Annotated in this window: 14 protein-coding genes, 8 pseudogenes and 2 riboswitches; all 22 genes and pseudogenes read right to left on the bottom strand. The window is 61.8% G+C overall.

Annotated elements, in window-relative coordinates; all coding sequences use genetic code 11:
• Positions 1-487 precede the first annotated feature (487 nt).
• A pseudogene (gene purN, locus OMP40_RS13140) lies at positions 488-1109 on the bottom strand (phosphoribosylglycinamide formyltransferase).
• A gap of 3 nt (positions 1110-1112) precedes the next feature.
• A pseudogene (purM, locus tag OMP40_RS13135) lies at positions 1113-2153 on the bottom strand (phosphoribosylformylglycinamidine cyclo-ligase); the annotation flags it as partial.
• 626 nt (positions 2154-2779) lie between these two features.
• Positions 2780-4305: pseudogene (gene purF / locus OMP40_RS13130) on the bottom strand (amidophosphoribosyltransferase).
• A gap of 104 nt (positions 4306-4409) precedes the next feature.
• Positions 4410-6653, bottom strand: a complete 2244-nt coding sequence (purL, locus tag OMP40_RS13120) for a phosphoribosylformylglycinamidine synthase subunit PurL (RefSeq protein WP_277531884.1) — start codon at positions 6651-6653, stop codon at positions 4410-4412.
• Entirely contained in the window at positions 6631-7323 is a 693-nt protein-coding gene (gene purQ, locus OMP40_RS13115) for a phosphoribosylformylglycinamidine synthase subunit PurQ (RefSeq protein WP_277531883.1), read from the bottom strand. The genes purL and purQ overlap by 23 nt, the downstream gene beginning before the upstream one ends.
• A 6-nt stretch (positions 7324-7329) precedes the next feature.
• Positions 7330-7572, bottom strand: a complete 243-nt coding sequence (gene purS / locus OMP40_RS13110) for a phosphoribosylformylglycinamidine synthase subunit PurS (protein ID WP_277531880.1) — start codon at positions 7570-7572, stop codon at positions 7330-7332.
• Positions 7573-7955: 383 nt separating this feature from the next.
• Positions 7956-8879 carry a phosphoribosylaminoimidazolesuccinocarboxamide synthase gene (locus OMP40_RS13105; RefSeq protein WP_277531879.1) on the bottom strand — a complete coding sequence of 308 codons (924 nt, stop codon included), beginning with the start codon at positions 8877-8879 and terminating at the stop codon, positions 7956-7958.
• A gap of 32 nt (positions 8880-8911) precedes the next feature.
• Positions 8912-10207: an adenylosuccinate lyase gene (gene purB, locus OMP40_RS13100; protein WP_277531878.1), complete on the bottom strand. Its 1296-nt coding sequence runs from the start codon at positions 10205-10207 to the stop codon at positions 8912-8914.
• 6 nt (positions 10208-10213) lie between these two features.
• Positions 10214-11393 (bottom strand): annotated as a pseudogene (purK, locus tag OMP40_RS13095) (5-(carboxyamino)imidazole ribonucleotide synthase).
• Positions 11394-11563: 170 nt separating this feature from the next.
• Positions 11564-12049 carry a 5-(carboxyamino)imidazole ribonucleotide mutase gene (purE, locus tag OMP40_RS13090; RefSeq protein ID WP_277531875.1) on the bottom strand — a complete coding sequence of 162 codons (486 nt, stop codon included), beginning with the start codon at positions 12047-12049 and terminating at the stop codon, positions 11564-11566.
• 265 nt (positions 12050-12314) lie between these two features.
• Positions 12315-12416, bottom strand: a riboswitch (purine riboswitch).
• A 172-nt stretch (positions 12417-12588) separates the two neighbouring features.
• Positions 12589-13227, bottom strand: coding sequence for a hypothetical protein (locus OMP40_RS13085; RefSeq protein WP_277531873.1), 639 nt, complete (start codon positions 13225-13227; stop codon positions 12589-12591).
• 219 nt (positions 13228-13446) lie between these two features.
• Entirely contained in the window at positions 13447-13962 is a 516-nt protein-coding gene (locus OMP40_RS13080) for a hypothetical protein (RefSeq protein WP_277531870.1), read from the bottom strand.
• A gap of 28 nt (positions 13963-13990) precedes the next feature.
• Positions 13991-15317, bottom strand: a pseudogene (locus OMP40_RS13075) (ATP-binding cassette domain-containing protein).
• A gap of 51 nt (positions 15318-15368) precedes the next feature.
• Positions 15369-15584: pseudogene (locus OMP40_RS41640) on the bottom strand (hypothetical protein); the annotation flags it as partial.
• A gap of 79 nt (positions 15585-15663) precedes the next feature.
• Positions 15664-16125: pseudogene (locus tag OMP40_RS41635) on the bottom strand (ABC transporter transmembrane domain-containing protein); the annotation flags it as partial.
• 721 nt (positions 16126-16846) lie between these two features.
• Positions 16847-18241, bottom strand: a complete 1395-nt coding sequence (locus OMP40_RS13065; protein ID WP_277531864.1) for an NCS2 family permease — start codon at positions 18239-18241, stop codon at positions 16847-16849.
• Between the two features lie 130 nt (positions 18242-18371).
• Positions 18372-18472: riboswitch (purine riboswitch) on the bottom strand.
• Positions 18473-18675: 203 nt separating this feature from the next.
• Positions 18676-19429 (bottom strand): annotated as a pseudogene (locus tag OMP40_RS13060) (YdcF family protein).
• A 75-nt stretch (positions 19430-19504) separates the two neighbouring features.
• The gene (gene guaA, locus OMP40_RS13055; protein WP_277533161.1) at positions 19505-21025 is read right to left on the bottom strand and encodes a glutamine-hydrolyzing GMP synthase; all 1521 of its coding nucleotides are present in this window, start codon (positions 21023-21025) and stop codon (positions 19505-19507) included.
• A gap of 306 nt (positions 21026-21331) precedes the next feature.
• The gene (locus tag OMP40_RS13050; protein WP_277531862.1) at positions 21332-22342 is read right to left on the bottom strand and encodes an S-layer homology domain-containing protein; all 1011 of its coding nucleotides are present in this window, start codon (positions 22340-22342) and stop codon (positions 21332-21334) included.
• The gene (locus tag OMP40_RS13045; protein WP_277531859.1) at positions 22302-25277 is read right to left on the bottom strand and encodes an Ig-like domain repeat protein; all 2976 of its coding nucleotides are present in this window, start codon (positions 25275-25277) and stop codon (positions 22302-22304) included. Before OMP40_RS13045 ends, OMP40_RS13050 begins: the two co-directional genes overlap by 41 nt.
• 117 nt (positions 25278-25394) lie before the next feature.
• Positions 25395-25616, bottom strand: coding sequence for a hypothetical protein (locus OMP40_RS13040; RefSeq protein WP_277531858.1), 222 nt, complete (start codon positions 25614-25616; stop codon positions 25395-25397).
• A complete protein-coding gene (locus tag OMP40_RS13035) occupies positions 25606-25821 on the bottom strand; it encodes a hypothetical protein (protein ID WP_277531857.1) in 216 nt (71 codons plus the stop codon). Before OMP40_RS13035 ends, OMP40_RS13040 begins: the two co-directional genes overlap by 11 nt.
• Between the last annotated feature and the right edge of the window lie 87 nt (positions 25822-25908).

Genomic DNA, 25908 nt, shown 5'->3' with positions numbered 1-25908 from the left:
CGGCGGATCGTTATTCGCAAAGTGTGGCGCGTCTTTGGACATATAGCGATGCGGCGGATCGTTATTCGCAAAGCGTGGCGCGTCTTTGGGCAGTTAGCGATACGGCGGATCGTTATTCGCAAAGTGTGGCGCGTCTTTGGGCAGTTAGCGATACGGCGGATCGTTATTCGCAAAGTGTGGCGCGTCTTTGGGCAGTTAGCGATACGGCGGATCGTTATTCGCAAAGTGTCGCGCGTCTCCGGGCAGATAGCGATACGGCGGATCGTTATTCGCAAAGTGTGGCGTGTCTTTGGGCAGTTAGCGATACGGCGGATCGTTATTCGCAAAGTGTCGCGCGTCTTTAGGCAGTTAGCGATACGGCGGATCGTTATTCGCAAAGTGTGGCGCGTCTTTGGGCAGTTAGCGATACGGCGGATCGTTATAGTACGGCAACCGCCCGCTTATCGGCGGTTAGCGATACGGCGCATCGTTGCACCGCGCTCCCAAACTAAGCGTCAACCGTGACAATACGCCCGGACAGCGAGACGCGGCCTTCCGCGATCAGGCGCACCGTTCCCGGCAGAAGCTCGTGCTCGATGGCATGAATGCGCGGCGCGAGCGTCTCCGCCGTGTCGCCGGGCGCAAGCTCGATCACCCGCTGCGCGATAATCGGGCCGCTGTCGAGGCCGCCGTCCACATAGTGCACGGTCACGCCGGTTACCTTGACGCCATAATCGATCGCCTGCTCGATCGCGCGAATCCCGGCAAAAGCGGGCAGCAGCGACGGATGAACATTGATCATGCGTCCTTCGTAGGCGCCGACCAGTACGTCCGTCAAAATGCGCATATAGCCGGCCAGCACGATCAGGCCGATCCCCCCGCGCGGCCAGCTCGGCCGCGATTACGGTCTCGTAAGCTTCGCGGGAAGCGTACTCTTTCGGCCGGAAGACGAAAGTCTCGACGTCAAGCTCGCGCGCGCGTTCTACCGCCTTGGCCTCCGGCTTGTCGCAGACGAGCAGCGCGATCTCGGCAGGACCGAGATCGCCGGCCTTCGCCGCTTCGGCCAGCGCCTGGAAGTTGCTGCCGCTGCCGGACGCGAATACGGCGATGCGGAGCTTGTCGCGGCTCATTCGAATTCGGCGCCCCCCGAACGTCACGACGCGAGAGCCTTCGGTCACGCGGCCGATGACGTAGGCTTTTTCGCCAAGCTCGCCTGCCAGCGCGACGGCTTGCTCCGCCTGGTCCGCCGGCACGACAAGCACCATGCCGATGCCCATGTTAAACGTCGTGTACATATCGCGGTCGCTGATCGCGCCGTCGCGTTGCATAAGCCCGAACACAGGCTGCACCGGCCATGCGCCGAGATCGATGTCGACGTTGACGCCTTCCGGCAGCACGCGCGGGATATTTTCGATGAAGCCGCCGCCGGTGATGTGCGCCATGCCTTTTACCTGCACGCTCTCGATCAGCTTCAGCACCGACTTCACATAGATGCGGGTCGGCTCGATGAGCACCTCGCCCAGCGTCTTGCCTTCGAGCTCGGGCAGCTTGTCCGAAAACTTGTAGCCCTTCGTGTCCAGCAACAGCCGGCGCACCAGCGAGAACCCGTTGGAATGAACGCCGCTCGAGCCAAGGCCGATAACCGCGTCGCCGGCCGCGATGCCGCTGCCGTCGATGGCCTTCGGCTTGTCCACGATGCCGACGGTGAAGCCTGCGATATCGTACTCGCCGTCCTGGTACATGCCCGGCATCTCCGCCGTCTCGCCGCCGATCAGCGCGCAGCCGGCTTGCTCGCAGCCGTCCGCGACGCCTTTGACGATCGCTTCGATCTTCTCGGGTACCAGCTTGCCGCATGCCAGGTAGTCAAGGAAAAACAGCGGCTCCGCCCCTGTCACGACCACGTCGTTCACGCACATCGCTACCGCGTCGATGCCGATCGTATCGTGCTTGTCCATCTCGAACGCCAGCTTCAGCTTCGTGCCGACGCCGTCCGTGCCGGAGACGAGCACCGGCTCCTCGTACTTGTCCTTGTTCAGGCCGAACAGCCCGCCGAACCCGCCGAGTCCCGTCAGCACCTCCGGACGCATCGTGCGCTTCACGTGCTTCTTCATTCGTTCGACCGCTTCGTTGCCGGCGGCAATGTCGACGCCGGCTTGTTTGTAAGCTTCGGACACTTGGGTTAAGCCCCCTTGGGTATAATTGTAAAACCAAACGGTTCCGCTATTGCACCACAACCACATCGGCGCAGGCACATAGCGGAAATACGTTCCGCTATTCGAACCACAGCAACATCGGCGCGGGCACTTAGCGGAAATATGTTCCGCTATTCGATCCATCGCATCCTCGGCGCGGGCACTTAGCGGAAATACGTTCCGCTATTCGATCCATCGCATCTTCGGCGCGGGCACTTAGCGGAAATATGTTCCGCTATTCGATCCATCGCATCCTCGGCGCGGGCACTTAGCGGATATATGTTCCGCTATTCGATCCATCGCATCCTCGGCGCGGGCACTTAGCGGATATATGTTCCGCTATTCGATCCATCGCATCCTCGGCGCGGGCACTTAGCGGATATATGTTCCGCTATTCGATCCATCGCATCCTCGGCGCGGGCACATAGCGGAAATATGTTCCGCTATTCGATCCATCGCATCTTCGACGCGGGCGAATAGCAGAAATATGTTCCGCCATTCGCCCTGCACCCCACCACAGCGCAGGCACTTAGCGGCATCAAACGCCGCTATTCCGCGTCCGCGGTGGCCGAGGCACCACGCGCCGCGCCAGTCACTAGCGCCATGCCTCAGTCGCAGCTGCAGCTCGTCGCCTTGGCATCCTCGAATTCGACCGGCGTCGGGTAGTCGTTGGTGAAGCAGCCGAGGCACAGGCCGCGGTCGTATTCGCCCTCCGCCCCGCCGACCGCTTCGAGCAGGCCCGGCTTGCTGAGGAAATACAGCGAATCCGCGTTGATCGCCTTGCGGATCTCCTCGACCGTCTTGCTCGACGCGATCAGGTCGCGGCGGTCCGGCGTATCGATGCCGTAGTAGCAAGGATTCGCGAAAGGCGGCGACGTGATGCGCACGTGCACCTCGAGCGCGCCCGCCTCGCGCAGCAGATTGACGATGCGCAGCGAAGTCGTGCCCCGCACGATCGAATCGTCGATCATGACGACGCGCTTGCCTTGCACGACCTTCCGGACGGCGGAGAGCTTCATTTTGACGCCCTTCTCGCGCAGCTCCTGGGAGGGCTGGATGAAGGTACGTCCGGTATATTTATTTTTGATAAGTCCGAGCTCGTAAGGAATGCCCGTCTGCTCCGCATAACCGATCGCGGCCGAGATGCTCGAATCCGGCACGCCCGTCACGATGTCGGCGTCGACGAACGACTCCAGCGCGAGCTGCTGGCCCATGCGCTTGCGGGCGCTGTGCAGATTGATCGCGTTGATGTCGCTGTCCGGACGCGCGAAGTAAATGTACTCCATCGCGCATACCGAGCGACGCTGAAGCGCCGCGTATCGCTCCTCGCGGCAGCCGTGCCGGTCCAGCACGATCATCTCGCCCGGCGCCACGTCGCGAACGTACTCCGCCCCGATCACTTCGAACGAGCAGGACTCGGACGCGAAGATGTACGCGTCGCCGAGCCGACCCATGACCATCGGACGAAGGCCGTTCGGGTCGCAGGCCGCGATCAAGACGTCCTTGGTCATGATAAGGAACGCGAAGCCCCCCGATCAACCGCGCGAACGCGTCCTTGACCGCTTCGACCAGGTCCTTGGACGAGCGCGCGATCATGTGCGCGATGACCTCGGTATCGCTCGTCGTCTGGAAGATCGAGCCGGACTCCTCGAGTTCGCGCCGGATGATCGGCTCGTTGACGAGGTTGCCGTTCGTGCAGACGGCCAGATCGCCGCCGCGGTACTTGAAGACGAGCGGCTGCGCGTTCGCAAGACGGCTTGCGCCGGCCGTCGAATAGCGGACGTGCCCGATCGCGTTGGCGCCGACGAGCGAGTCCAGCCGGTCGCGGTCGAACACTTCCTTCACGAGACCCATGCCGCGGTGATAGTGGAAATCTCCGCCGAGGTTCGCCGTGCAGATGCCGCAGCTCTCTTCGCCGCGGTGCTGGAGCGCATGCAGGCCGTAGTAGGATAGCTCCGCGGCGTCTTTATGGCCGAACACGCCGAACACGCCGCATTCTTCCTTCAGCTTGTCCATCATGCCGGACGCCTGATCGTTGCCCTGATTATAATAATCCCCCGGTCCAGAAACGCGCCTCGGCTGCCGGCAGGCCCTCCGTCTGCGAAGACGGCAGTTCGCCGGTCCGGACGCTCATGTCGTAAGGCTGGATGCTCGCGGTCGGACCGTGCGGATGCATGTCCATGTCGCCAGGGGCTCTCGCACCCTCGGCGACAGGCAGCACGCGGCCCGCTCCGGCGATTATTTCATCCGGCATGGGATCGCTTCCTTCCATTCTTTGCGGAATTCGTTCACGGATGCCTGAATTGCCGTATGTCCATTGACCGCAATGACAAGCTCTTCGCCGCCGACGACGCCGAGCTTCTGCGCCGGCACGCCTTGTTCCGACAGCCAAGCTTCGAGCGCCGCAGCGGATTCCGGCTTCGCCGACAGCAGAATGCGCGACTGCGATTCGCTGAACAGCGCCAGATCCGGACGCAGGTTCGTCGTGAAGTCGACCTTCGCGCCGAGACCGCGGCCGAACGTGGACTCCGCTACAGCCGCAGCCAGTCCGCCTTCGGACAGGTCATGCGCAGATGCGACGAGCCCTTGGCGGATCGCGCCGAGCACGGCGCCGTGCAGCGCTTTTTCCAAGGCCAGGTCGATGACCGGCGGGCGGCCTTCGGTCAAGCCGTGCACCGCGTATTGGAACTCGCTGCCGCCGATCTCCGCCTTCGTCTCGCCGAGCAGGTAGATGACGTCGCCCTCTGCCTTGAACTCCTGGGTCGTGATATGGTCGATGTCCGTGATCAGGCCGACCATGCCGACGACCGGCGTCGGGTAGATCGCGCCCTTCGCGTTCTCGTTGTACAGCGACACGTTGCCGCCGATGACCGGCGTCTCCAGGAAGCGGCAGGCTTCGGCCATGCCGTCGACCGACTTTTCCATCTGCCAGAACACTTCCGGCTTCTCCGGCGAACCGAAGTTGAGGTTGTCCGTGATCGCGAGCGGCTCGCCGCCAGAGCAGACGATGTTGCGCGCCGCTTCGGCGACCGCGATGCGTCCGCCGACCTCGGGATCGAGATATACATAACGGCCGTTGCAGTCCGTCGTCATCGCGAGCGCCTTGCGCGTGCCGCGGATCGCGACGACGGCGGCATCCGAACCCGGCACGACGGCCGTGGACGTGCGGACTTGATAGTCGTACTGGCTGTAGACCCATTCCTTGCTGGCGAGCGATGGCGATCCGAGCACTTTCTTCAAAGAATCTGTCAGATCGAGCATTTGCTCGTAGCGGTTCGTATCGATGGAGCCGTTCTTCAGATAATAATCCGGCACCTTGGACGGCTTGTCGTATACCGGGCAGTCGTCGACGAGCGCCTTGACCGGCATGTCGGCAACCTCTTCGCCCTTGTGGAACAAGCGGAGACGGCCGTCGTCCGTGACCTTGCCGACCTTGGCGCAGTGCAGTCCCCAACGCTCGAAGATCGCCTTGGCTTGCGCCTCGTGCTGCGGCTCGGTGACGAAGAGCATGCGCTCCTGCGACTCGGACAGCATCATCTCGTACGCGGTCATGCCTTCTTCGCGCTGCGGCACCTCGTCTAGGTACAGCTCCATGCCGTTGCCCGCCTTGGACGCCATCTCGGCGCTCGAGCAGGTGAGGCCCGCGGCGCCCATGTCCTGGATGCCGAGCACGATGCCGGAGTCGATCAGCTCGAGCGTCGCTTCCATGACGAGCTTCTCCATGAACGGATCGCCGACCTGGACGGCCGAGCGCTTGGCTTCGGACTCGGCGGTCAAGTCCTCGGACGCGAACGTCGCGCCGTGGATGCCGTCGCGGCCGGTGGCCGGACCGACGTAGAACACCGGGTTGCCGACGCCCTTGGCGACGCCGCGCTGGATCTTGTCGTGGTCGATGAGGCCGACGCACATCGCGTTGACGAGCGGGTTGCCCTCATACGCTTCGTCGAACATGACCTCGCCCGCGACCGTCGGGATGCCGATGCAGTTGCCGTAGCCGGCGATGCCGCTGACGACGTGCTCGAACAGGTACTTCACGCGATCGCTCTCGAGCTTGCCGAAGCGCAGCGAGTTGAGCAGCGCGATCGGGCGCGAGCCCATCGAGAAGATGTCGCGGATGATGCCGCCGACGCCGGTCGCGGCGCCTTGGTACGGCTCGACCGCGGACGGGTGGTTGTGCGACTCGATCTTGAAGACGACGGCCTGCTTGTCGCCGATGTCGACGATGCCGGCGCCTTCGCCCGGTCCCATCAGAACGCGCGGGCCGGTCGTCGGGAAGCGGCGAAGCAACGGCTTGGAGTTCTTGTACGCGCAGTGCTCGGACCACATGACGCTGAACACGCCGATCTCGGTGTAATTCGGCTGGCGTCCGAGGAAGCCGCAGATGAGTTCGAACTCGGAGTCGGAGACGCCGAATTGCTTGTATATTTTCTGCTCGGCGATCTGCTGGACCGTCGGTTCTTTAGCGGGTGCTTGCTGCGCCATTGCGTTCCCTCCATGCGTTCAGTACTGACGTGAACATCTTCGCGCCGTCCGCCGAGCCGAGCAGTTCGCTGACCGCGCGCTCCGGATGCGGCATCATGCCGACGACATTGCCCGCTTCGTTCGAGATGCCGGCGATGTTGCCGACCGACCCGTTCGGGTTCGAGCCGTCGTAAGTGAAGACGATCTGGCCGTTCGCCTTGAGGCGCGCCAGCGTCTCTTCGTCGCAGTAGTAGTTGCCTTCGCCGTGCGCGATCGGGATCGTCACGACCTCGCCCTTTTCGTAGTCGCGGGTGAACGCGGTATTCGCGTTCTCGACGCGCAGGCCCACCGGGTGGCAGCGGAACTTGAGGCTGTCGTTGCGGATGAGGGCGCCGGGCAGAAGCCCCGCCTCGGTCAACACCTGGAAGCCGTTGCATACGCCGAGCACGAACTTGCCTTCGTCCGCGGCCTTGCGAACTTCGTTCATGACCGGAGCGAGCTGCGCGATCGCGCCGCAGCGAAGGTAGTCCCCGTAGGAGAAGCCGCCCGGCACGAGGATGCCGTCATAGGCGGACAGATCGGTAGCCGTGTGCCAGACATAATCGACGTCCTCGCCCAGGACGTCGACGACCGCGTTGTACATGTCCAGGTCGCAGTTGGAGCCCGGGAATACGATGACCGCGAATTTCATGAGGTCTCAGCCCTCCAGTTCGAATCGGTAGTCTTCGATGACGGTGTTGGCGAGCAGCTTTTCGCACATGGCCTTCACGCGCTCTTCGGCAACGGCGCGGTCGGTCGTGTCGAGCGTGAGCTCCAGATACTTGCCGATGCGAACCTTCGCGACTTCGTCGAAGCCGAGCGTCTGCAGCGAGCCTTGAACGGCGTTGCCTTGCGGGTCGAGCACGTTTTCCTTGATCGTAACGTATACCGTTGCTTTCATGGGGCGGTTCTCCTCCTGGTTAGGAACATGGGTTAGGGGCTGTATGGTCGAAAATAAAACGGCGGCGGCAAAGGAACGGCGAGCTGCGGACGGGACTGCGGATGGAAGAGCGACGATGGCGCCAACCTTCCTATCGATCGGCTGCGCGATACGGAATAGCTGCAAATGTGCAGTTATTCCTCTCGCATCGGGCCGTTCCGGGCTAAATAACTGCAATTGTACAGTTATTTTGGCCTCAGACCCGCGCAACCCCGCAATTTCTAAGAAATAGATGTATTTTTGCAGTTATTTCGCCGCGCCATCTCGGTTTACGGAAAATAGATGTATTTTTGCAGTTAATGGCGACGATAGCGGCGATTGCTCAAGCCGCGAATCGCGAGCCGCTAGTACTTAATCGGCTGAAAAGCGGTGAAGCCGTAGCTCGTCGGCTCGGTCAGCCGCCGATAGATCTCCTGGTAGCGCGCCGTCGTCGCGTCCGCGACATCGTCGGGCAGACGCGGCGGCGGGCTGTTGCGATCCCAGTCGGTGCCGAGCAGGTAGGTCCGGACCGGCTCCTTGTCCATGCTGTCGATCTCGATGTCGAGCTCGTACTTCTCCTCGGCCCAGAAGCGCGAGGAATCCGGCGTGAACAGCTCGTCGATCAGGATGATCTCGTCGCCCAGCAGACCGAATTCGAACTTGCAGTCCGCCAGGATGATGCTTTTGTGCTCGCACACCGCGAGCGCGTAATCGTACAGCAGGAGGCTGCGCTTGCGAAGGCCCGCGGCCAGCTCCGAACCGATGCGGCGCTCCATCTCCTCGAACGAGATGTCCTCGTCGTGGCCGACGTCGTTTTTGCCGGCGGGGGTAAAGATCGGCTCCTCCAGCTTGGCGTTCTTGCGCAGGCCGGCGGGAAGCGGAATGCCGTTGACCTCGCCGTTCTTCTGGTACTGCCGCCAGCCGCCGCCCGTGATGTAGCCGCGCACGACGCATTCGATGTCGATCCGCTTCGCCTTTTTCGTGACCATGATTCGCCCGGCCAGCTTGTCCGGCTCGGAGACGAGGTCGCCCAGCTTGCGGACGTCCGTATGGACGACGTGGTTCGGGACGAGGTCCTTCGTCTTGTCGAACCAGAAGGCGCTAAGGCCGTTCAGCACCTTGCCCTTCTCCGGAACGGCGGGATCGAGCACGTAGTCGAACGCCGAGATCCGGTCGGTGACGACGATGAGCAGATGCTCGCCGAGGTCGTACAGCTCCCTGACCTTGCCCTTGTGGATGAGCGGCGCGTGTACGAGCCCTTCCGCGGTAGATAACGCTTCTGTAGACATGTCAGCCTCCTGCATACTTTATATAGAAGAAACTATTCCAAACCGAGACGCTTGAAAATCGTATCGACGTGCTTGAGATGCCACGAAGGGTTGAACGCGTCCTCGATCTCTTCCGCGCTCAGCGCGTCGGTGATCTCTTTGGTCTCCGAGACGATGGACTTGAAATCGCGCTGCTCTTCCCAGGCTTGCATCGCGCGCGGCTGAACCGTGTCGTACGCCTGCTCGCGGGAGAAGCCCTTGTCGATCAGCTTCGTCATGATACGGCCGGAGAACGGCACGTTATACGTGCTGCGCATGTTGCGCTTCATGTTTTCGGGGAAAACCTGAAGGTTCTTCACGATGTTGCCGAATCGGTTCAGCATGTAGTTCAGCAGCATCGTCGCGTCCGGCAGGATGATGCGTTCGACGGAGGAGTGGGAGATATCGCGCTCGTGCCACAGCGCCACGTTCTCGTAGGCGGTGATCATGTGGCCGCGGATGACGCGGGAGAGGCCGCTGATGTTCTCGCAGCCGATCGGGTTGCGCTTGTGCGGCATCGCAGACGAGCCCTTCTGGCCTTTGGCGAACGGCTCTTCGACTTCGCGGAACTCGCTTTTCTGAAGCGCGCGAATCTCGGTCGCGAACTTGTCGAGCGAGGAACCGATAAGCGCCAGCGTCGCCATGTACTCGGCATGCCGGTCGCGCTGCAGCGTCTGGGTGGAGATCGGCGCCGCGCTGATGCCGAGCTTGTCGCACACGAACTGTTCGACGAACGGGTCGAGGTTGGCGTACGTGCCGACCGCCCCGGACATTTTGCCGTACTGGACTTCGTCCGCGGCTCTGCGGAAACGCTCCAAATTGCGCTTCATCTCTTCGTGCCACAGGGCGAGCTTCAGGCCGAACGTCGTCGGCTCGGCATGCACGCCGTGCGTGCGTCCCATCATCGGAGTCGACTTGTACTTGATCGCCTGGTCGCGAAGGATCGCAATGAAGTTAACGAGGTCGCGCTCGAGAATTTCGTTGGCTTGCTTCAGTACGTAACCGAGCGCGGTGTCGACGACGTCCGTGGACGTCATACCGTAGTGCACCCACTTGCGTTCTTCGCCGAGGCTCTCCGAGACGGCGCGCGTGAACGCGATGACGTCGTGGCGGGTCTCCAGCTCGATCTCGTTGATCCGGTCGATGTCGAACTTGGCGTTCTGGCGCAGCAGCACGGTGTCCGCCTTCGGGATATGGCCGAGCTCAGCCCAAGCCTCGCAAGCGCAAAGCTCGACTTCGAGCCATGCTTTGAATTTGTTTTCTTCTGTCCAGATAGCCCGCATCTCGGGGCGGCTGTAGCGTTCGATCATGATGGATTAGACCCTCCAAATGGTTGATTCGTTGATCCAGGCGAGCGCCGCTTCGGCGTCCGCGGCCAGCACGTTGACGTGGCCCATCTTGCGTCCGGTCTTGGCCTCGGCTTTGCCGTACAGATGAATCTTCGGCGCGACGCCCAGACGCTCGGCCTCCGGATCGCGCGCCTGCATCCAGTCCAGCAGGGGCTCGACATGCTCGCCGAGGATATTGCCCATCACGACGGGCGACAATAGCGAGGTGTCCCCGAGCGGAAGGTCGCAGATCGCGCGGATATGCTGCTCGAACTGGGACGTGCGGCATGCTTCCATCGTATAGTGCCCGGAATTGTGCGGCCGCGGCGCCAGCTCGTTGACGAACAGCGTGCCGTCCTTCGCCACGAACATCTCGACCGCGATCAGGCCGACGGCGCCGAGCGTCTCCGCGATCGACACCGCTAGGCGCTCCGCCTCGGCGATGACGGCGTCCGGCACCCGCGCGGGCACGATGGACAAATGCAATATATTGCGAACGTGGATATTCTCGGCGGGGGGGGAACGTTCGGATCTCGCCCGAAGGCCTGCGTGCGGCGATAACCGAGATCTCCCGCTCGAAGTCGATGAACTTCTCGAGCACGAGCTCGGTGCCGGCGCGGCTCGCCTCATCCCAGGCTGGAGTCAGCTCGTCCGTCCCGCGCAGCACCCATTGGCCCTTGCCGTCGTAGCCGCCGGTCGCCGTCTTCAGCACGGCGGGCAGCCCAAGGCGTTCGGCCGCCTCCTGCAGGTCGGCGAGGCTCGCGATCTCGGCGTAAGGCGCCACGCGCGCGCCGGCCGCCTCGATGGCGCGCTTCTCGCGCAGCCGATGCTGCGTCGTATGCAGCAGGGCGCTGCCCTGCGGCACGTACGATTCCGCCTCCAGCATCGCCGCGACGTCCGCGTCCACGTTCTCGAACTCGTACGTGATGACGTCGCTGCGCCGCGCCAGCTCGCGCGCCGCGTCGCGGTCGGCGTAGCCGGCCACGATCTGCTCGGCCGTCTGGCCGCATGGCGCATCGGGCGTCGGATCGAGCGCCACGAAGCGATAGCCCATCCGGCTGCCCGCGTGCGCGAGCATCCGCCCCAGCTGCCCGCCGCCCAGGACGCCGATCGTGGCGCCGGGCAGGATCGGACGGGCCGGCTTCGCGCCGGCAGCTGCCGCCTGCACGGATTGGACGCCCGCTTCGCCCTCTGCGGCTCTGTCCTGCGTCGCTTCGCCTCGCACCCCATTGCCCCGTGCTGCCGCGTCCTGCATGCCGCCCGCCGGCCCGCAGCCGTCGACGCCGCACGCCTCGCCTTCGCCGCTCAGCAGTCCTTCAAGCTCGCGATCGAGTCCGCTCATGGCAGCACCGCGTTGTCCAGCACGTCCTGCGTGGTCCGCTCGCGACGCGCGGCGACGCGCGCCTGCACGTCCGCGTCGAACGCGCCGACGATCTGCGCCGCCAGCAGCCCGGCGTTGGTCGCGCCGGCCGCGCCGATCGCGACCGTAGCGACCGGGATGCCGCCCGGCATCTGCACGATCGACAGCAACGAGTCCAGCCCGTTCAGCGCGGCGGACTTCACGGGTACGCCGATGACGGGCAGGACGGTCTTCGCGGCGACCATGCCGGGCAGATGCGCGGCGCCGCCGGCTCCGGCGACGATGACCTTGAGCCCGCGATCCGCCGCGGTTGCCGCATATTCGAACATTAGATCCGGCGTACGATGCGCCGATACGACCTTTTTCTCATAGGGGACGTTCAGTTCGTCCAGCACCTCGCACGCCTTCTTCATCGTCTCCCAATCGGACGTGCTGCCCATGATGACCCCGACGATTGCCGACATGGTTCCACCCTTTCCCCCGTTAGCTTTTCCTTATTGTCATTATTGCACAAATGGCGGCGCAACTTGTCCGGTTCGCGAAATCGCCCGCATGCCGGGGCGATCCGTCACCGCGATTCCGGCGCAAAGCGCAAAAAAGGGCGACTTCCGGCCACCATAGGCCCTCCGTCTAACCCCGTCTCTCTCCCTGTATTCCCGGCTTTCGCTCCCAGGCGCCGCAAAGGCGCAACGCGTTCCTTCCCGCGAGGGATCGTCCCGCATTCCGCCTACCGTCCGTCCGAGAGCTCGTAGTCCGGAAATTTAAGGTCTCCGGGTAGAGACGATCGGGCCTTATTCCCGATAATATACGAGCGATTCCGATTCGATTTGCCGGTTTTTAGTTTAACCCAAACCTTACATGTCTGTCAAACGAAAAGGCGAACGCTAGCGAATGCAGAAAAAACGAATGTTCGGATTTTGACCTTGCAATTCCGAGGGCAAAGGTTAGATTAAGAAATTTTCAGTAAATTTATTATTATGGAGGATAAACAAAAGATTTTCGCTCATCCGTCCCAACATGCAAAAGGATGCCTCAAGCCCCTAAGGCCTCCGGCACCCTTAATCATGGCGTTCGACGAAGCTTCCTTCTGTCCGCGCGCTTCGACTTGAGCCCCCGAATCCATCGTTCCAGCTCGACGATCGGCAGCTTGTACAGCGTCAACGCCCCCCGCTTCGGTACGCGACGCTTCCGGCAAAGACGCGATACGGCGCAGCAGCCGCCCGTCCTCCGAATCCCGCGACGCGGGCACCCAGAACTGGATGTGCCTGGCTTCCGAATGGCCCTCGCGCATGTCGTCTACGAGCTCGCTTGCCGCGGCAAGCAGCACATCCGGCGTCCTGCGGTTCTCTTCGATATAAAACACTTCAAGCTGACAGTTCTCGCGGTCCTCGTATTCGCCCGGTCCGGTACCGTAAGCGAATCCGAAGGCGCCCACATTTTCGTATGTATCTTCGCAATGAATCATCGTCGCCCTGCCGAGCACGAGCGGACTCGCAAGGAAGCTCAGCTTGGTTGCGAACGGGTAAGGAAGATTCAGACTGGCATGACGCGATATTAAATAACGGAGGTAGGAAGCATGATCCATCTCCAGCTCGCAGCGTCTGAATATGCAATTCGCCTGGAGGAACGCCCTGCCGGCCACCGTCCCTACCTCCCTTGTAAGATGGAGCGAAGCCGCTCCGCCGTCTTCCGCGCGGAACGGCCGAAGTTGTTACTGCTGCGGCTTTACGCGGAGATTGTCATTCGCGATGACGATTTTGCCGAAACCGCTGCCCTTCTGAGAACCCTTATCGATCGTTGGGGGAACCGGGAACATGCTCTCGACCTCCTTCGACAAAAATTGGATATCCATCCACTACAACTATACACGATTCCATTTGACGAGCATAGACAAAATGTGCTCGATCGGGCCGGCGTAGAGCGTTTCTTCGCCCAAGGCGCCATCCCTTACGCCGTATGGCCGGGCGAACTTCGCGTACAGCCGGTTCAAGTATCGATTGTCGGACTGCGCGGCCAGCCGTACCTCCCGCACCTCGGGATGCCGTTCCGAGATCGCCCGGAGCATGAAGCCGAAGCCGTCCGCGAATACGCGGGTTCCGCGACGCGAGCGGGCGGCGAGGGCCAGGTCGATCAGCGCGATTTCTTTGTCGGCGAACGCTTCTTCTCTCGTCCCGTGATAGTAAGCGCCCAGACCCACGGCTTCGCCGCCGTCTCTCACCAATACGATGAACCCTTCGGCGATATAATGATAGACAAGCGTAACCGTGTCGAGCACGGAAAACGAAGGGTGTACGTCGCGCATATGGTCGAGCAAAAACAGGCTGGCTTGCGCAAAATCGTCATCCGTCTCGCAAACCGCGCATTGCAGCGCCCTCATTCGAACCTCTCCTCTCGCCGCCGGCCGCTCAAGCTCTCCGCTCGAGGGCACGGCTCAATTCGTCTTGAAGCTGCGTCGAGCCGCTGACCAGCCGCTGGAACGTCTCCCGGCGCATCGACAACAGCACGGAAGGACCGAGCGCGCGAACGGTAGCGGTCCGCGGCACCTGCCTCATGAGCGCGATCTCGCCAAAATAATCGCCGTCCCGGAGCGTCGCGACGCGACGTTCGTCCGCATCGGCCGTCTGCTTGGTCACTTCGAATTGTCCGCGGACAATAATATAGAAGGTATGGCCCTCCTCGCCTTCCCTGACGACCGCCTCGCCTTCCCTGCACGTCTGCGTAGAGAAGGCCGCGGACAGACTATCCAGCAACGCGGCATCGACGCCGGCCAAAAACGGCAGCCGCGCCAGCCATGCCGTGTCGACGTCCGCATGCATGCCGTCCTTGGACAACCGCAGGCCCTGCTGCTTCTCCCACAATCGCGCATAAACGCCGCCCTGGCCGAGAAGCTGCTCATGCGTGCCGCTCTCGACGACTTCGCCCCGGTCGAACACGTAGATAAGGTCGGCGTCCACGACCGCAGACAGCCGGTGCGTCACGGATACGACCGTCTTGCGGCCGCGCAGCGACAAGACCAATTCGTTAACCAGCGTCTCCGACGCCGGATCGAGCGCCGAGGTCACTTCGTCCAGCAGCAGCACGTCCGGATCGCGGAGCAGCGCCCGAGCCAGCGCGATGCGCTGACGCTCGCCGCCTGAGAAGCTGCCGCCTTCTTGCCGGACGAGCGTATCGAGCCCTTCGGGCCAACGGGCGACCGCCTCTTGCAGACCGGCCTGGCGAACCGCTTCGTTCACCTCGGCCTCGCCAAGGCCCTGCTTGTCCAGCAACAGATTGTCCCGCACGGTCGCGTTGAACAAAAACGTGTCCTGCCCCACGAGCAGCGCCAGCTCGCGCAGACTGCGCTCCCCCGATCTCGCGCAGATCGACGCCGTCCATCGCGACGCGCCCCTGCCTTGGGTCGTACAAGCGGGCGAGCAGTTGCAGCGCCGTGCTCTTGCCCGAACCGCTGGCGCCGACGAACGCCGTGTAGCTTCCCCCCGGCGAGGACGAGCGACACGCCCCGCAGTTGGTCCGCCCCCCTCTTGGTAGCCGAAGAAAACGCCGTCCATCGCGATCTCGCGAATCGGCGCAGCGGGCGAACGAGGCGCGGCGGGCTCGGGCAATTCCGGCTCGCTTGCCATCAGTTCGCCGATTCTGGCGAAGCTGACCCGCGCTTCGATAATGCCCGGAATCAGGTAGGTCAGGTTGGTAGCCGACTGGCCGACCGTCAGGAACAGCGTAAAAAAAGGCCATAAAACCGCCGATGGAAAGTTCGTCGCGGAAAATCAGATAGCCGCCGAAGCCGATCATCGAACCGTTCAGAATCATCAGCGACACGAGCGGCAAGCGCTCCATCCAGGAGGTGACGAGGCGCAGGCGCAAGCCGTTTTTGAGCATTTCTCCGATATGACCGGCGGCTATAAGGCGCACGCGCTCCTGCTGATGCAGGCTGCGGATCGTCTTGTGTCCCTTTACGGTCTCGTCGATCGCGTTCATGAAGCGCTCCTGCGACGACTTCATCAGCTGCTGACCGGCCTCGGCCCTGCGCTGCAGCAGCTTGGGACCCGCAATCATGAGCGAGGCCCCCCGCGAGCATGATCAGCGTGAGCCGCCAGTCGAGCGCGAACAGCATGCCGATCCCGAGACACGCGCCGAGCGTCTGCGCGAACAGCATGGGCACCGTCGCCCCTATCGTCCGCTCGACAGAAGCGGTGTCCGTCGTGAAGCGCGCGACCAGATCGCCCGTGCCGTACTGCCGGTAAAAGGAGATCGATTGGCGCTGAAGCCGCTCGAACAGATCGAGACGAAGCTTCGCGATGCCTTGGCCGACCAGCCTGCCCAGCGCATAATCGCCCGACAGCGAGGCCGCGATCGACAGCAGCCCGGCCCCGATCAGCAAGCCCAGAATCAGCGCGAACGCGCCGCCGTCCTTGGGGACGAACGCTTCGTCGACGAGATACTTCAGGCTGAGCGGCGCGGCGACCGCATAGGCGGCTTCGATCAGCAGGCAGAACAGAAGAAGGGCGAGCAGCCCTCTGTAGACGGTAAAATATTTCAGCATATGGTCTCCCCGGTCGTTGCGCGCGATTGATCGTTTGATAGATTAACCTTAGCTCACCTTTTCAAAAAGTGTCAATCCTTGTCGGGCGCTTTGCCCGCCGCCCGGAAGCGCCGTTGTGCGATCGTACCGCATAACTCCGCCACTTTCGTCTCCCGAGAGCGCCGTTGTGCGGTAGTACCGCATAACTCAGCCTTTTTCGTCGCCCGAGAGCGCCGATGTGCGATAGTGCCGCATAACTCACCCAATTTCGTCTCCCGAGAGCGCCGTTGTGCGGTAGTACCGCATAACTCCGCCTTTTTCGTCGCCCGAGAGCGCCGTTGTGCGATTGTACCGCATAACTCCGCCTTTTTCGTCGCCCGAGAGCGCCGTTGTGCGGTAGAACCGCATAACTCACCCAATTTTGTCTCCCGAGAGCGCCGATGTGCGATAGTGCCGCATAACTCACCCAATTTCGTCTCCCGAGAGCGCCGATGTGCGATAGTGCCGCATAACTCACCCAATTTCGTCTCCCGAGAGCGCCGTTGTGCGGTAGAACCGCATAACTCAGCCAATTTTGTCGCCCGAGAGCGCCGTTGTGCGGTAGAACCGCATAACTCGGCCACTTTCGCCACTCTAAAGCGCCGTTGTGCGACGGTAGCGCATATATCCTCATCCATACATAAAAATCCCCCGCTCCTTCTAGTTAAGAAGGAAGCGGGGATTACAAGCGTAAAAGTGAAGCTTAGCCTTCTGCGCCGATGAACACGTACCGCGCGATGACGAGCACGAACAGCACCCACATCAGCCAGTGCACCTGGTACTTCTTCTTGCCGGCCAGGTTGGCGATGACGGCCAGCACCACGTACGAGATGATGCCGAACGAGATGCCGTTGGCGATGTTGTAGGTGAACGGCATCATGGCGATCGTCAGGAACGCCGGAATGCCGAGGACGAGATCCTCGAAGTCGATCTCCTTGACGGACTGCATCATGAGCACGCCGACGATGATGAGGGCCGCGCTCGTCGCCGGGGACGGCACGAGCAGCGCGATCGGCGCTAGGAACAGCGAGAGCAGGAACAGCACGCCGGTCGTCGAGGAAGTCAGGCCCGTACGGCCGCCTTCGGCGATGCCGGCGGCGCTCTCGACGTATGCGGTCATCGTGCTCGTGCCGAGCACGGCCCCGCCGCTGACGGCGACGGCGTCGACGAGCATCGCCTTGCCGACGAGCTTGCGTCCTTTTTCCTTGTCCTTGAAGAAGCCCGCCCGGTTAGCCGTGCCGACCATCGTGCCGAACGTGTCGAACAGTTCGACGAACGTAAACGTAGCGATCGCCGAGAGGAGACCGGTCGTCAGCAGATCCGCAAAGTCGAAGTCCCAGAAGTTCAGCTTGCTGAAGTTCGGCACCCAATCCGCGGACTTCAGCGAATCGAAGGTGACGACGTCCACGCCGGGAATCGCGCCGACCAGCGTCGTGATCAGAATGCCGATGAGGATCGCGCCGCGCACGCGCAGCACCATCAGGGCGCTGATGACGAGCAGGCCGAGCACGGTCAGCCAGACCGAAGGCTCCGTGATGTCGCCCAGATGGAAAATCGTCTCGTTGCTGTTCAGGTTGTTGAAGGAACCCGCCGCGTAATCGGCGAACGGGCTCAGCGAGATCGTCAGCAGGCCGCTGCCCTTGAGCCCGATGATCGTGATGAACAGGCCGATGCCGACCGTGATCGCGACCTTGATGCTGTCCGGAATCGCGACGATCAGCATCTGGCGAACCTTGGTCACGGTCAGGATGATGAAGATAATGCCCGAGATGAATACGGCTGCCAGCGCCATCGACGCGCTGATCGCATGGCCCGAAGCCTCGGAGGCGACGACGGTCGTCGCGAAGTACGCGTTGAGGCCCATGCCCGGCGCGAGCGCGACCGGGAAGTTGACGAACAAGCCCATCGCGAGCGTAAAAATGCCGGCGCCAAGCGCCGTCGCGAGGAAAATGCCGTACATGTCGAGCCCCGTGCCGTTGCCCAGCACCAGCGGATTGACCGCCAGGATGTACGCCATCGTCATGAACGTCGTGATGCCGGCCATGATTTCCGTGCGTACGTTCGTACCGAATTCCTTCAGCTTAAAGAAACGTTCCATCGTCCCCAAAGCTCCCCTTTCGCCCCTTCAAAGTTGGCGCCACAACCAAAAAAAACCTAGAAGATGCTTCTCCTAGGTTCCGCATAAAAACGCGTTCTCATGCGCGAAGCGCGATCGCCTCGATCGCAGCTCCGCCTTGCGCGTTTTTCGTAGCCAGGTCCTTTGCGGTGACCTTGTAGAGACATCCGGGCCAATCCCCGGAAATATACGAATCGATATGCAATTGTTTTAGGTTATGGTCACTCGCTTATTCTAGAGCCGACATTTGCCGGATGTCAATACAAACCTGAATATTAACGGTTAAAACCTTTGATTTCGTTAATGATTTAGCAGTATTATCAAACAATCTCCTGCAAATGTATATTGTAAGCGGAATCAAAGTGAACATTGATACTCAAGGCATAGGCATACTTCAGCTTCGCCCCGCCGACGCCTCAACGAAGTTTAAGCGCCAGCAAGCCGAGGTACTCCTTGAGCGCCGTTCCGGTTGTGGCGGCAGCCGCGCTGCTTGGCGCAAGCAAGCCTGGGTAAAAGGAAAAACGCCCTCCGCTCGCGAGATAATCCGTCGGAAAAGGTTCGGGCTCGATTCCTGCCAGTCGGAATTCCCGCACAGCCCGCGGCAAATGGAAGGCGGAGGTAACGAGCACCGGATGCGACAACCCAGACGCCTTAAGCAATGCGGCCGTATAGACCGCGTTTTGTTCGGTATTCAGCGAACGGTTTTCGACGAGGATGTCGCGATCCGGCACGCCAAGCTCGATCAGCTGCCTTCTGGCGATATCCGCTTCGTTGCCGCTGTCGGAGAAGACTTGCCCGCCCGAGAAAAGAATCGGCAGTCCCGTCGTCCGGTGCAGCCGGACCGCCGTCAACAGCCGGTTGGCCGCGCCCCCCGAACAGATTGCCCTCTCCGCCAAGATCGGGCGTCCCGCGGCTGGCCCCGCCTCCCAGGACCACGATGACGTCGCCCTGAACGGCGCTCGGCTGATCGTATTGCCGCTCGAGCGCTCCGACCAAGAGCCGGCTCGTCAGCGGGATAACCGAGAGATATAACAGCAGCGCGATGCCGGCGATCAGCACCGCCTGCTTGCGCGATTTCCTCCATAGCCAGACCGAGGCCGCCAGGAGCAGCAGTAAGAAGATCCCCGGCGGCAGCACGAAGCTGTAAATAAACTTAATGATATAAATCAGCTTGACGCCCTCCCTCGACCGGTCATGAAAAATCCCTTTTATTTGCCGATGGCGCAAATAAAAGGGATTCGCTTGTTATTCCCACTCGATCGTCGCCGGCGGCTTCGACGTGATATCGTAGACGACGCGGTTGACGTCGCGCACTTCGTTGACGATACGGACGGAGATTTTCTCCAGCACGTCCCACGGGATGCGCGCCCAGTCGGCGGTCATGCCGTCGATGGAGGTCACCGCGCGGATGCCGACGGTATACGAGTAAGTGCGGCCGTCGCCCATGACGCCGACGCTCTTCATACCCGGCAGCGCCGTGAAATACTGCCAGATCTCGCGGTCGAGCCCCGCCTTCGCGATCTCGTCGCGCAGGATCGCGTCGGACTCGCGGACGATCTCGAGCTTGTCTTCGGTCACTTCGCCCAGCACGCGGATCGCAAGGCCCGGACCCGGGAACGGCTGGCGCCAGACGATCGCGTCGGGCAGACCGAGCTCGGAGCCGACTTTGCGCACCTCGTCCTTGAACAGCGCCTTCAGCGGCTCGACGAGCTTGAACTTCATGTCCTCCGGCAGGCCGCCGACGTTGTGATGCGACTTGATCGTCTGCGCCGTCGCGGTGCCGCTCTCGACGATGTCGGTGTACAGCGTGCCCTGCGCCAGGAAGGCGAAGTCGTCGAACTTGGCGGACTCTTCCTCGAATACGCGGATGAAGTCGCCGCCGATGATCTTGCGCTTCTGCTCGGGGTCGCTGACGCCCTTCAGGTTGCCCAGGAAGCGCGCGCTTGCGTCGATCTTGACGACGTTCATGTCGAACTTGCCGACGAACGTGTCCATGACGCTCTCGGCCTCGCCCTTTCGCAGCAGGCCGTGGTCGATGAACATGCACGTCAATTGGTCGCCGATCGCGCGGTGGATCAGCGCGGCGACGACGGAGGAGTCAACGCCGCCGGACAGCGCGCACAGCACCTTCTGGTCGCCGACCTCGCGCTTGATCTCGTCGATCATGTCCTCGATGAACGACTCCATGCTCCAGTCGCCCTTGCATTCGCAGATGTTATAAAGGAAGTTGCGGATCATCTCGTTGCCGTAGACGGAGTGGCGAACCTCCGGGTGGAACTGAACGGCGTACAGCCGGCGCTCCGGATGGCTCATGGCCGCGACCGGCGCGTGCGGCGTGCTCGCGTCGACGCGGAAGCCCGCAGGCAGCTCGGTGACATGGTCGCCGTGGCTCATCCAGACGGTCTGACGCATCTCAAGGCCGCGGATCAGATGCGAGTCGGCGACGAAGTCGACGTCCGACTTGCCGTATTCGCGCTTGGATGCCGGTTCGACTTTGCCGCCTTGCTGATGGGTGATCAGCTGCATGCCATAGCAGATGCCGAGGATCGGAACGCCGAGCTCGTAGACGCCCGGATCGACGGATGGCGCGCCTTCCGCATAGACGCTGGCAGGACCGCCGGAGAAAACGATGCCTTTGGGGTTAAGCGCGCGTAGCTTGTCCGCCGGCGTATTGTGGGGGAGCAGTTCGCTGTACACGCCGAGATCGCGGATCCGCCTGGCGATAAGCTGGTTGTACTGGCCGCCGAAGTCGAGTACGACGATCATTTCATGCGATTGGTTATTCACGAGAAGTAGACGAGCCTCCTATGCGGGCCTAACGCCTTCATACGGCGCCGGTGATGAACCGCGGTTCACTATAAACCGAATCAATTGAAGCTATTATAGACTTGCTGCGTGACAGCGTCAACCGGAGATGCTGCCGCCTCTCCGCCTGATCTTCCCTGCGGTCTGCAATAGCAGCGGAAGCATTTCTCCGCCTCGTGCGCCATACGACATCCGCAAGACCGGCAGGCCCAAAAACCGGGCACCGGAAGGCTTGCTATCCCGTCTGCCCGGCTGCATCTGCGACAACTATTGATCGATAAAATGCACGGCCAGCAGCAGCCGCTTCAATGTCGATGCCGCTTCCGCCCGTGTTGCGAAGGCTTTCGGCAGCATGCGACCGTCGGCCGTCCCGCGCATAATGCCGGCTGCGGCGATCCGTTCCGCCGCCGAGCGGGCCCAAGGCGAGACTTGCTCCTCGTCGGCGAAGCTTGCCAGGACGTAGCCGTAGCCGCCTGCTTTTGCCGGTTCTCCCGCAAGCGTCAGCGCATTGGCCAGCATCAACGCCATTTGCTCTCGCGACACAAGCGCGTTCGGGTCGAACCGCTCCTCCGTCACGCCTCTCGCCAGACCGGCTTTCACGCCAGCCGCCACCTCCGACGCGAACCAGGCGTTTGCGGGAACGTCGGCAAAGACTTGAGCCGTCGGGTCTGCCTGTGTCCTTAGCCCCATCGCGCGTACGAGCAGGGCGAGGAATTCCGCCCGCGTAATTTTTCCGTTCGGCGCGAATCTCGTATCCGACACGCCCTCCACGATCTGCTTGGCGGCCAGCAGTTCCACGTCATCTTTCGCCCAATGGCCGATCAAGTCATCGAACGAACGATTCGTCGTTTCCATAATGGCATAGATGCTGTTGTGCGGCGAACGCATGGACAGCTGCTTCTTGTCGTCGCTCCTCGTTCCCTTGACGGCCGGGACAAAGGACAGCGACGACGCGCTCGGATCGTAGACGACGGCCGTATAGCTGCCGCCCGCCTTGACGTCCTCCAGGACGATCGCACGGACCATGTACGTGCCGCCGAAGTCCTTCACTTCCAGCGACCTGCTGCCTGTCGATACCGTGATTCGGAATTCGACGGCTTGACCGATCAGCTTCATCCCTTTTGCTCCGGCCAACCGCTCCAGCCCGGTTCTCGTCGAACCCGCGACCTTCGATGCCCAGATATTCACCTTCATATTCTTCATATCGACGCCGAGCCGGGATGCGAGGTCCGCCAGATCAAGCACGCTCACCTGCAGTTCGAAGCTGGAGCCGTTCAATCGCGATTCGAATCGAATGTCGGGGAACGAGGTCAGCAGCGCCCCCCAGCTTTTCCGCCGGGAACTCCGTCTCTACGGCCTGCTCCGAATCGTCAATCACCAGGATTACCTTTGAAAGGTCGACTTCATCAAGCCTGTCCCGAATCTGATCCATCAGGTAGTCGGACAGTACGACTTTATCGATGACCGTGCCGTCCGCCTCAACCTCCCTCACGATGTCCGGCGGCGCGATGCGGACCAGAACGCCTTCCGGCGACGTTTCGATCGTCGTTCGCGGACGTTCAGGACCTTCCGGCGTGGAGATGGACGAGATCGTGATCGTCTTTACCGCCTCGTTGCCGGCAGCATCCCGGGCGTAAACGGAGTAGGGCCCGTTCGCCGTCACTTCAAACGCAGCGGATGGGAGAATTGAAGTTCCTGCAGTGCCGTTGGCAAAGTCGGAGACGCTGTGCGTTCCCGTCATCCAGTTCAGCTTTGCCAGCGAGTTTCCAGCAGTTTGTTCTCCATAGACGGTCGCCGTCGCCGCGACGTTCGCCTTGATACTCGAAACCGGCGTCGCCTCAAGCACGAGCTCCGGAGCTACGCCGAGCAATCGGATGCCGCTCGCATCCGGCACGTTGAAGCTTAAAGGGGCCTGCGCGGCGTCCGAGACAAAAGTGATATCGGCGCCATCCGCCAATTCAAGCTGCGAAGCCGGCTGTATGCCGTCCTCGTCCACCATTCCTTCGGTGAGCGTATAGCTAAAGGTTAACGTCTTCGTCGACTGGCCTGTCGCACCTGTATAAACCGCATAAACAGACTGCGTCCCCGAACCGGTGCCCGCCGTGATCGGCAGCCGCGGCGTGCCTGCGACGTTCACCGGCTCCAGGTAGGTCAAGGTGAAGACAAGCTGTGCGTTCTTCCCGTACAAGCCGGACGCCGGAACGTCCAGAACGACGCCGACTACCGTCAATTCAAATGCCGAGATGGCGGCGTTCAGCGTCGCCGTTGCCGCGTCCAGCTGTCCCTGCGTTCGATGCGCCGCATCGTCCGACACCGCCTGCGCCGCGTCGATCGCCGTCTGCAGCGTGTTCCGGGCGCTCGCCGGCGCCTCGCCGACGTTCGTCCCCTCCGGATGGTCCGTCAGCGCCTGCTGCGCCGTCGCGATCGCCGCGTTCAGCGCCGCCGCGTCGCCCGCTCCGATCACGGCTCCATTGAACACCCCGATCGCGGCGTTCAGCGTCGCCGTTGCCGCATCCAGCTGTCCCTGCGTTCGATGCGCCGCATCGTCCGACACCGCCTGCGCCGCGTCGATCGCCGTCTGCAGCGTGTTCCGGGCGCTCGCCGGCGCCTCGCCGACGTTCGTCCCCTGCGGATGGTCCGCCAGCGCCTGCTGCGCCGTCGCGATCGCCGCGTTCAGCGCCGCCGCGTCGCCCGCTCCGATCACGGCTCCGTTGAACACCCCGATGGCGGCGTTCAGCGTCGCCGTTGCCGCGTCCAGCTGTCCCTGCGTTCGATGCGCCGCATCGTCCGACACCGCCTGCGCCGCGTCGATCGCCGTCTGCAGCGTGTTCCGGGCGCTCGCCGGCGCCTCGCCGACGTTCGTCCCCTGCGGATGGTCCGCCAGCGCCTGCTGCGCCGTCGCGATCGCCGCGTCCAGCGCCGCCGCGTCGCCGGCCTGCAAAATGTTGGTCAAGTCAATCGTCTTGACCGTCTCACTGCCCGCCATATCCTTTGCATAAACCGTATAAGTCCCGTTGCTCGCCGCATTGAACGCCATTGAGACCGTGACGTCCGTACCTGAAGCTGCGAAGTCCGATACGACCTTGTTCCCGGACAACCACTTCAAGAGACTGAGCGAATTGCCGCTGCCGTTCGCGATCGCCGTTATGTTCACGGTCACGGGGTCGAACGTATCGCTCGTCGTCGAAGGCGTAAGCGTCAGATCGGGCGCTGCGGGCATGCTGACCTGGTGAGAGACGTTGGCGGAGACTTGCGACGTGTAGCTGTCGTCCCCTGAGTAATTGGCGCTTAGCGAATGCGTACTCACGCTCAGCGATGTTGTGGTCCAAGTCGCGACGCCGCCGATGAGCGGGACGCTGCTGACTAGCGAGGTGGAGCCGTCATAGAACTCGATCGTGCCGGTCGGCGTCTCTACATCGCCGGTCACCGTAGCCGTCAATGTAACCGACTGCAACTTGGTCGATGAGGATGCCGGAGAGACGCTCAGCGTGACCGAAGGGTCAAATTTTAATTTGACCGGCGCCAGCGTCCCGTTGCCCCAAGTCCAGATTCGGCCATCTTCGTCGATCGCGTACGACCGACCGTATCCGGCGGCAACCGATACGAAATGAACCGGCATTCCGCCATCCGTCACGGTCAGCTTACCCGGCGGCCCGCTATTGGTCGTACCGTTGCCGAGCTGTCCTTGGCTGTTTAGCCCCCAGCTCCAAATATCGCCGTTCGCATTCAGGCCCAGAACGAATCTATCACCGGCCGATACGGAATCGAAGAATACCGGGATTCCCGCTTCTTCGATCATTCGTTGCGCAGGCGTAAAGTCGTCCGTCGTTCCTCCGTCTCCCAGTTGGCCCGATTCGTTCTCGCCCCATGTCCAGACCCGGCCGCCGACATCAACGGCGGCGTGCAGCATGTAAGAGGAGGAGCTTCCCGAGCCGTTGCCTGTCGAGATCGACCGGAAGTCGACCGGTACCCCGCCGTCATCGAGCGCATATTTGCTGTTGACTAAACCGACTACGTAGAGGTTCCAGATCCGGTTGGACGTATCAAGCGCAATCGCATCTTCGTTGCTGTCCGATATTTGCTTAAATGCGACAGGCATTCCTCCGTCCGTAATGGACAGCTTGACCGGCGCATTGCCGATCGTACGGCCCCAGCCCCAAATACTGCCGTCGCGGCTGTCGATGGCGAACGCGGTGAATCTCCCTATCGTCATCCCCCGTGAACGTCACTTCCGTGCCGCCGTCCAATACGGGCAGCTTCGTCCAAAAAATCCGATCCCGGCGCGTTGCCTGAAGCCACCATGTAAGCGCCAGCCCACCACAGATTACCCTCAGTATCGAGCGCGATAGAACTCGACCAGCCCGTCTTGACATCCTGGAACGTCACGGGCGTTCCCCCCGTCCGTCACGTCGATTTTTCGGGGGATCGACGAATCCGTCTTCGTCCCGTCGCCGAATTGGCCGGAGCTATTGATCCCCCACGCCCAAATATGGCCGTCGCTGTCCAATGCGACCGTCGTGTTTGAATCCGAATAAACGGACTTAAACTTCAAGCCGGTCGCCGCGCTCGCCTGCGGAGGCACGAGCAACGGGCCAGCCATTAAGAGAATCGCTAAAAATGCAACCAACAGTTTTTTCAATTTCGACTTCCTTCCCCGCGTTCATTTCATCATTTGCGAATTCTATTTTATACCATTTCCCGCATTTCGGAAGACTTTTTTCGACAAAAGCGCATAAAGAAGAAACGCTGAGCCACAACCTTCTTAAAATTAAAACAGCCCGAGCGAATGCAACTGCCTCTAACGCTTTGGGCAGTTAATTTCGCTCGGGCCACGAAGCAACCCC

The organism is Cohnella rhizosphaerae, assembly GCF_029525575.1.
Taxonomy (GTDB): Bacteria; Bacillota; Bacilli; order Paenibacillales; family Paenibacillaceae; genus Cohnella; species Cohnella rhizosphaerae.
The sequence above is the reverse complement of the archived record's forward strand: the minus strand, read 5'-3'. Positions and strand labels throughout refer to the sequence as shown.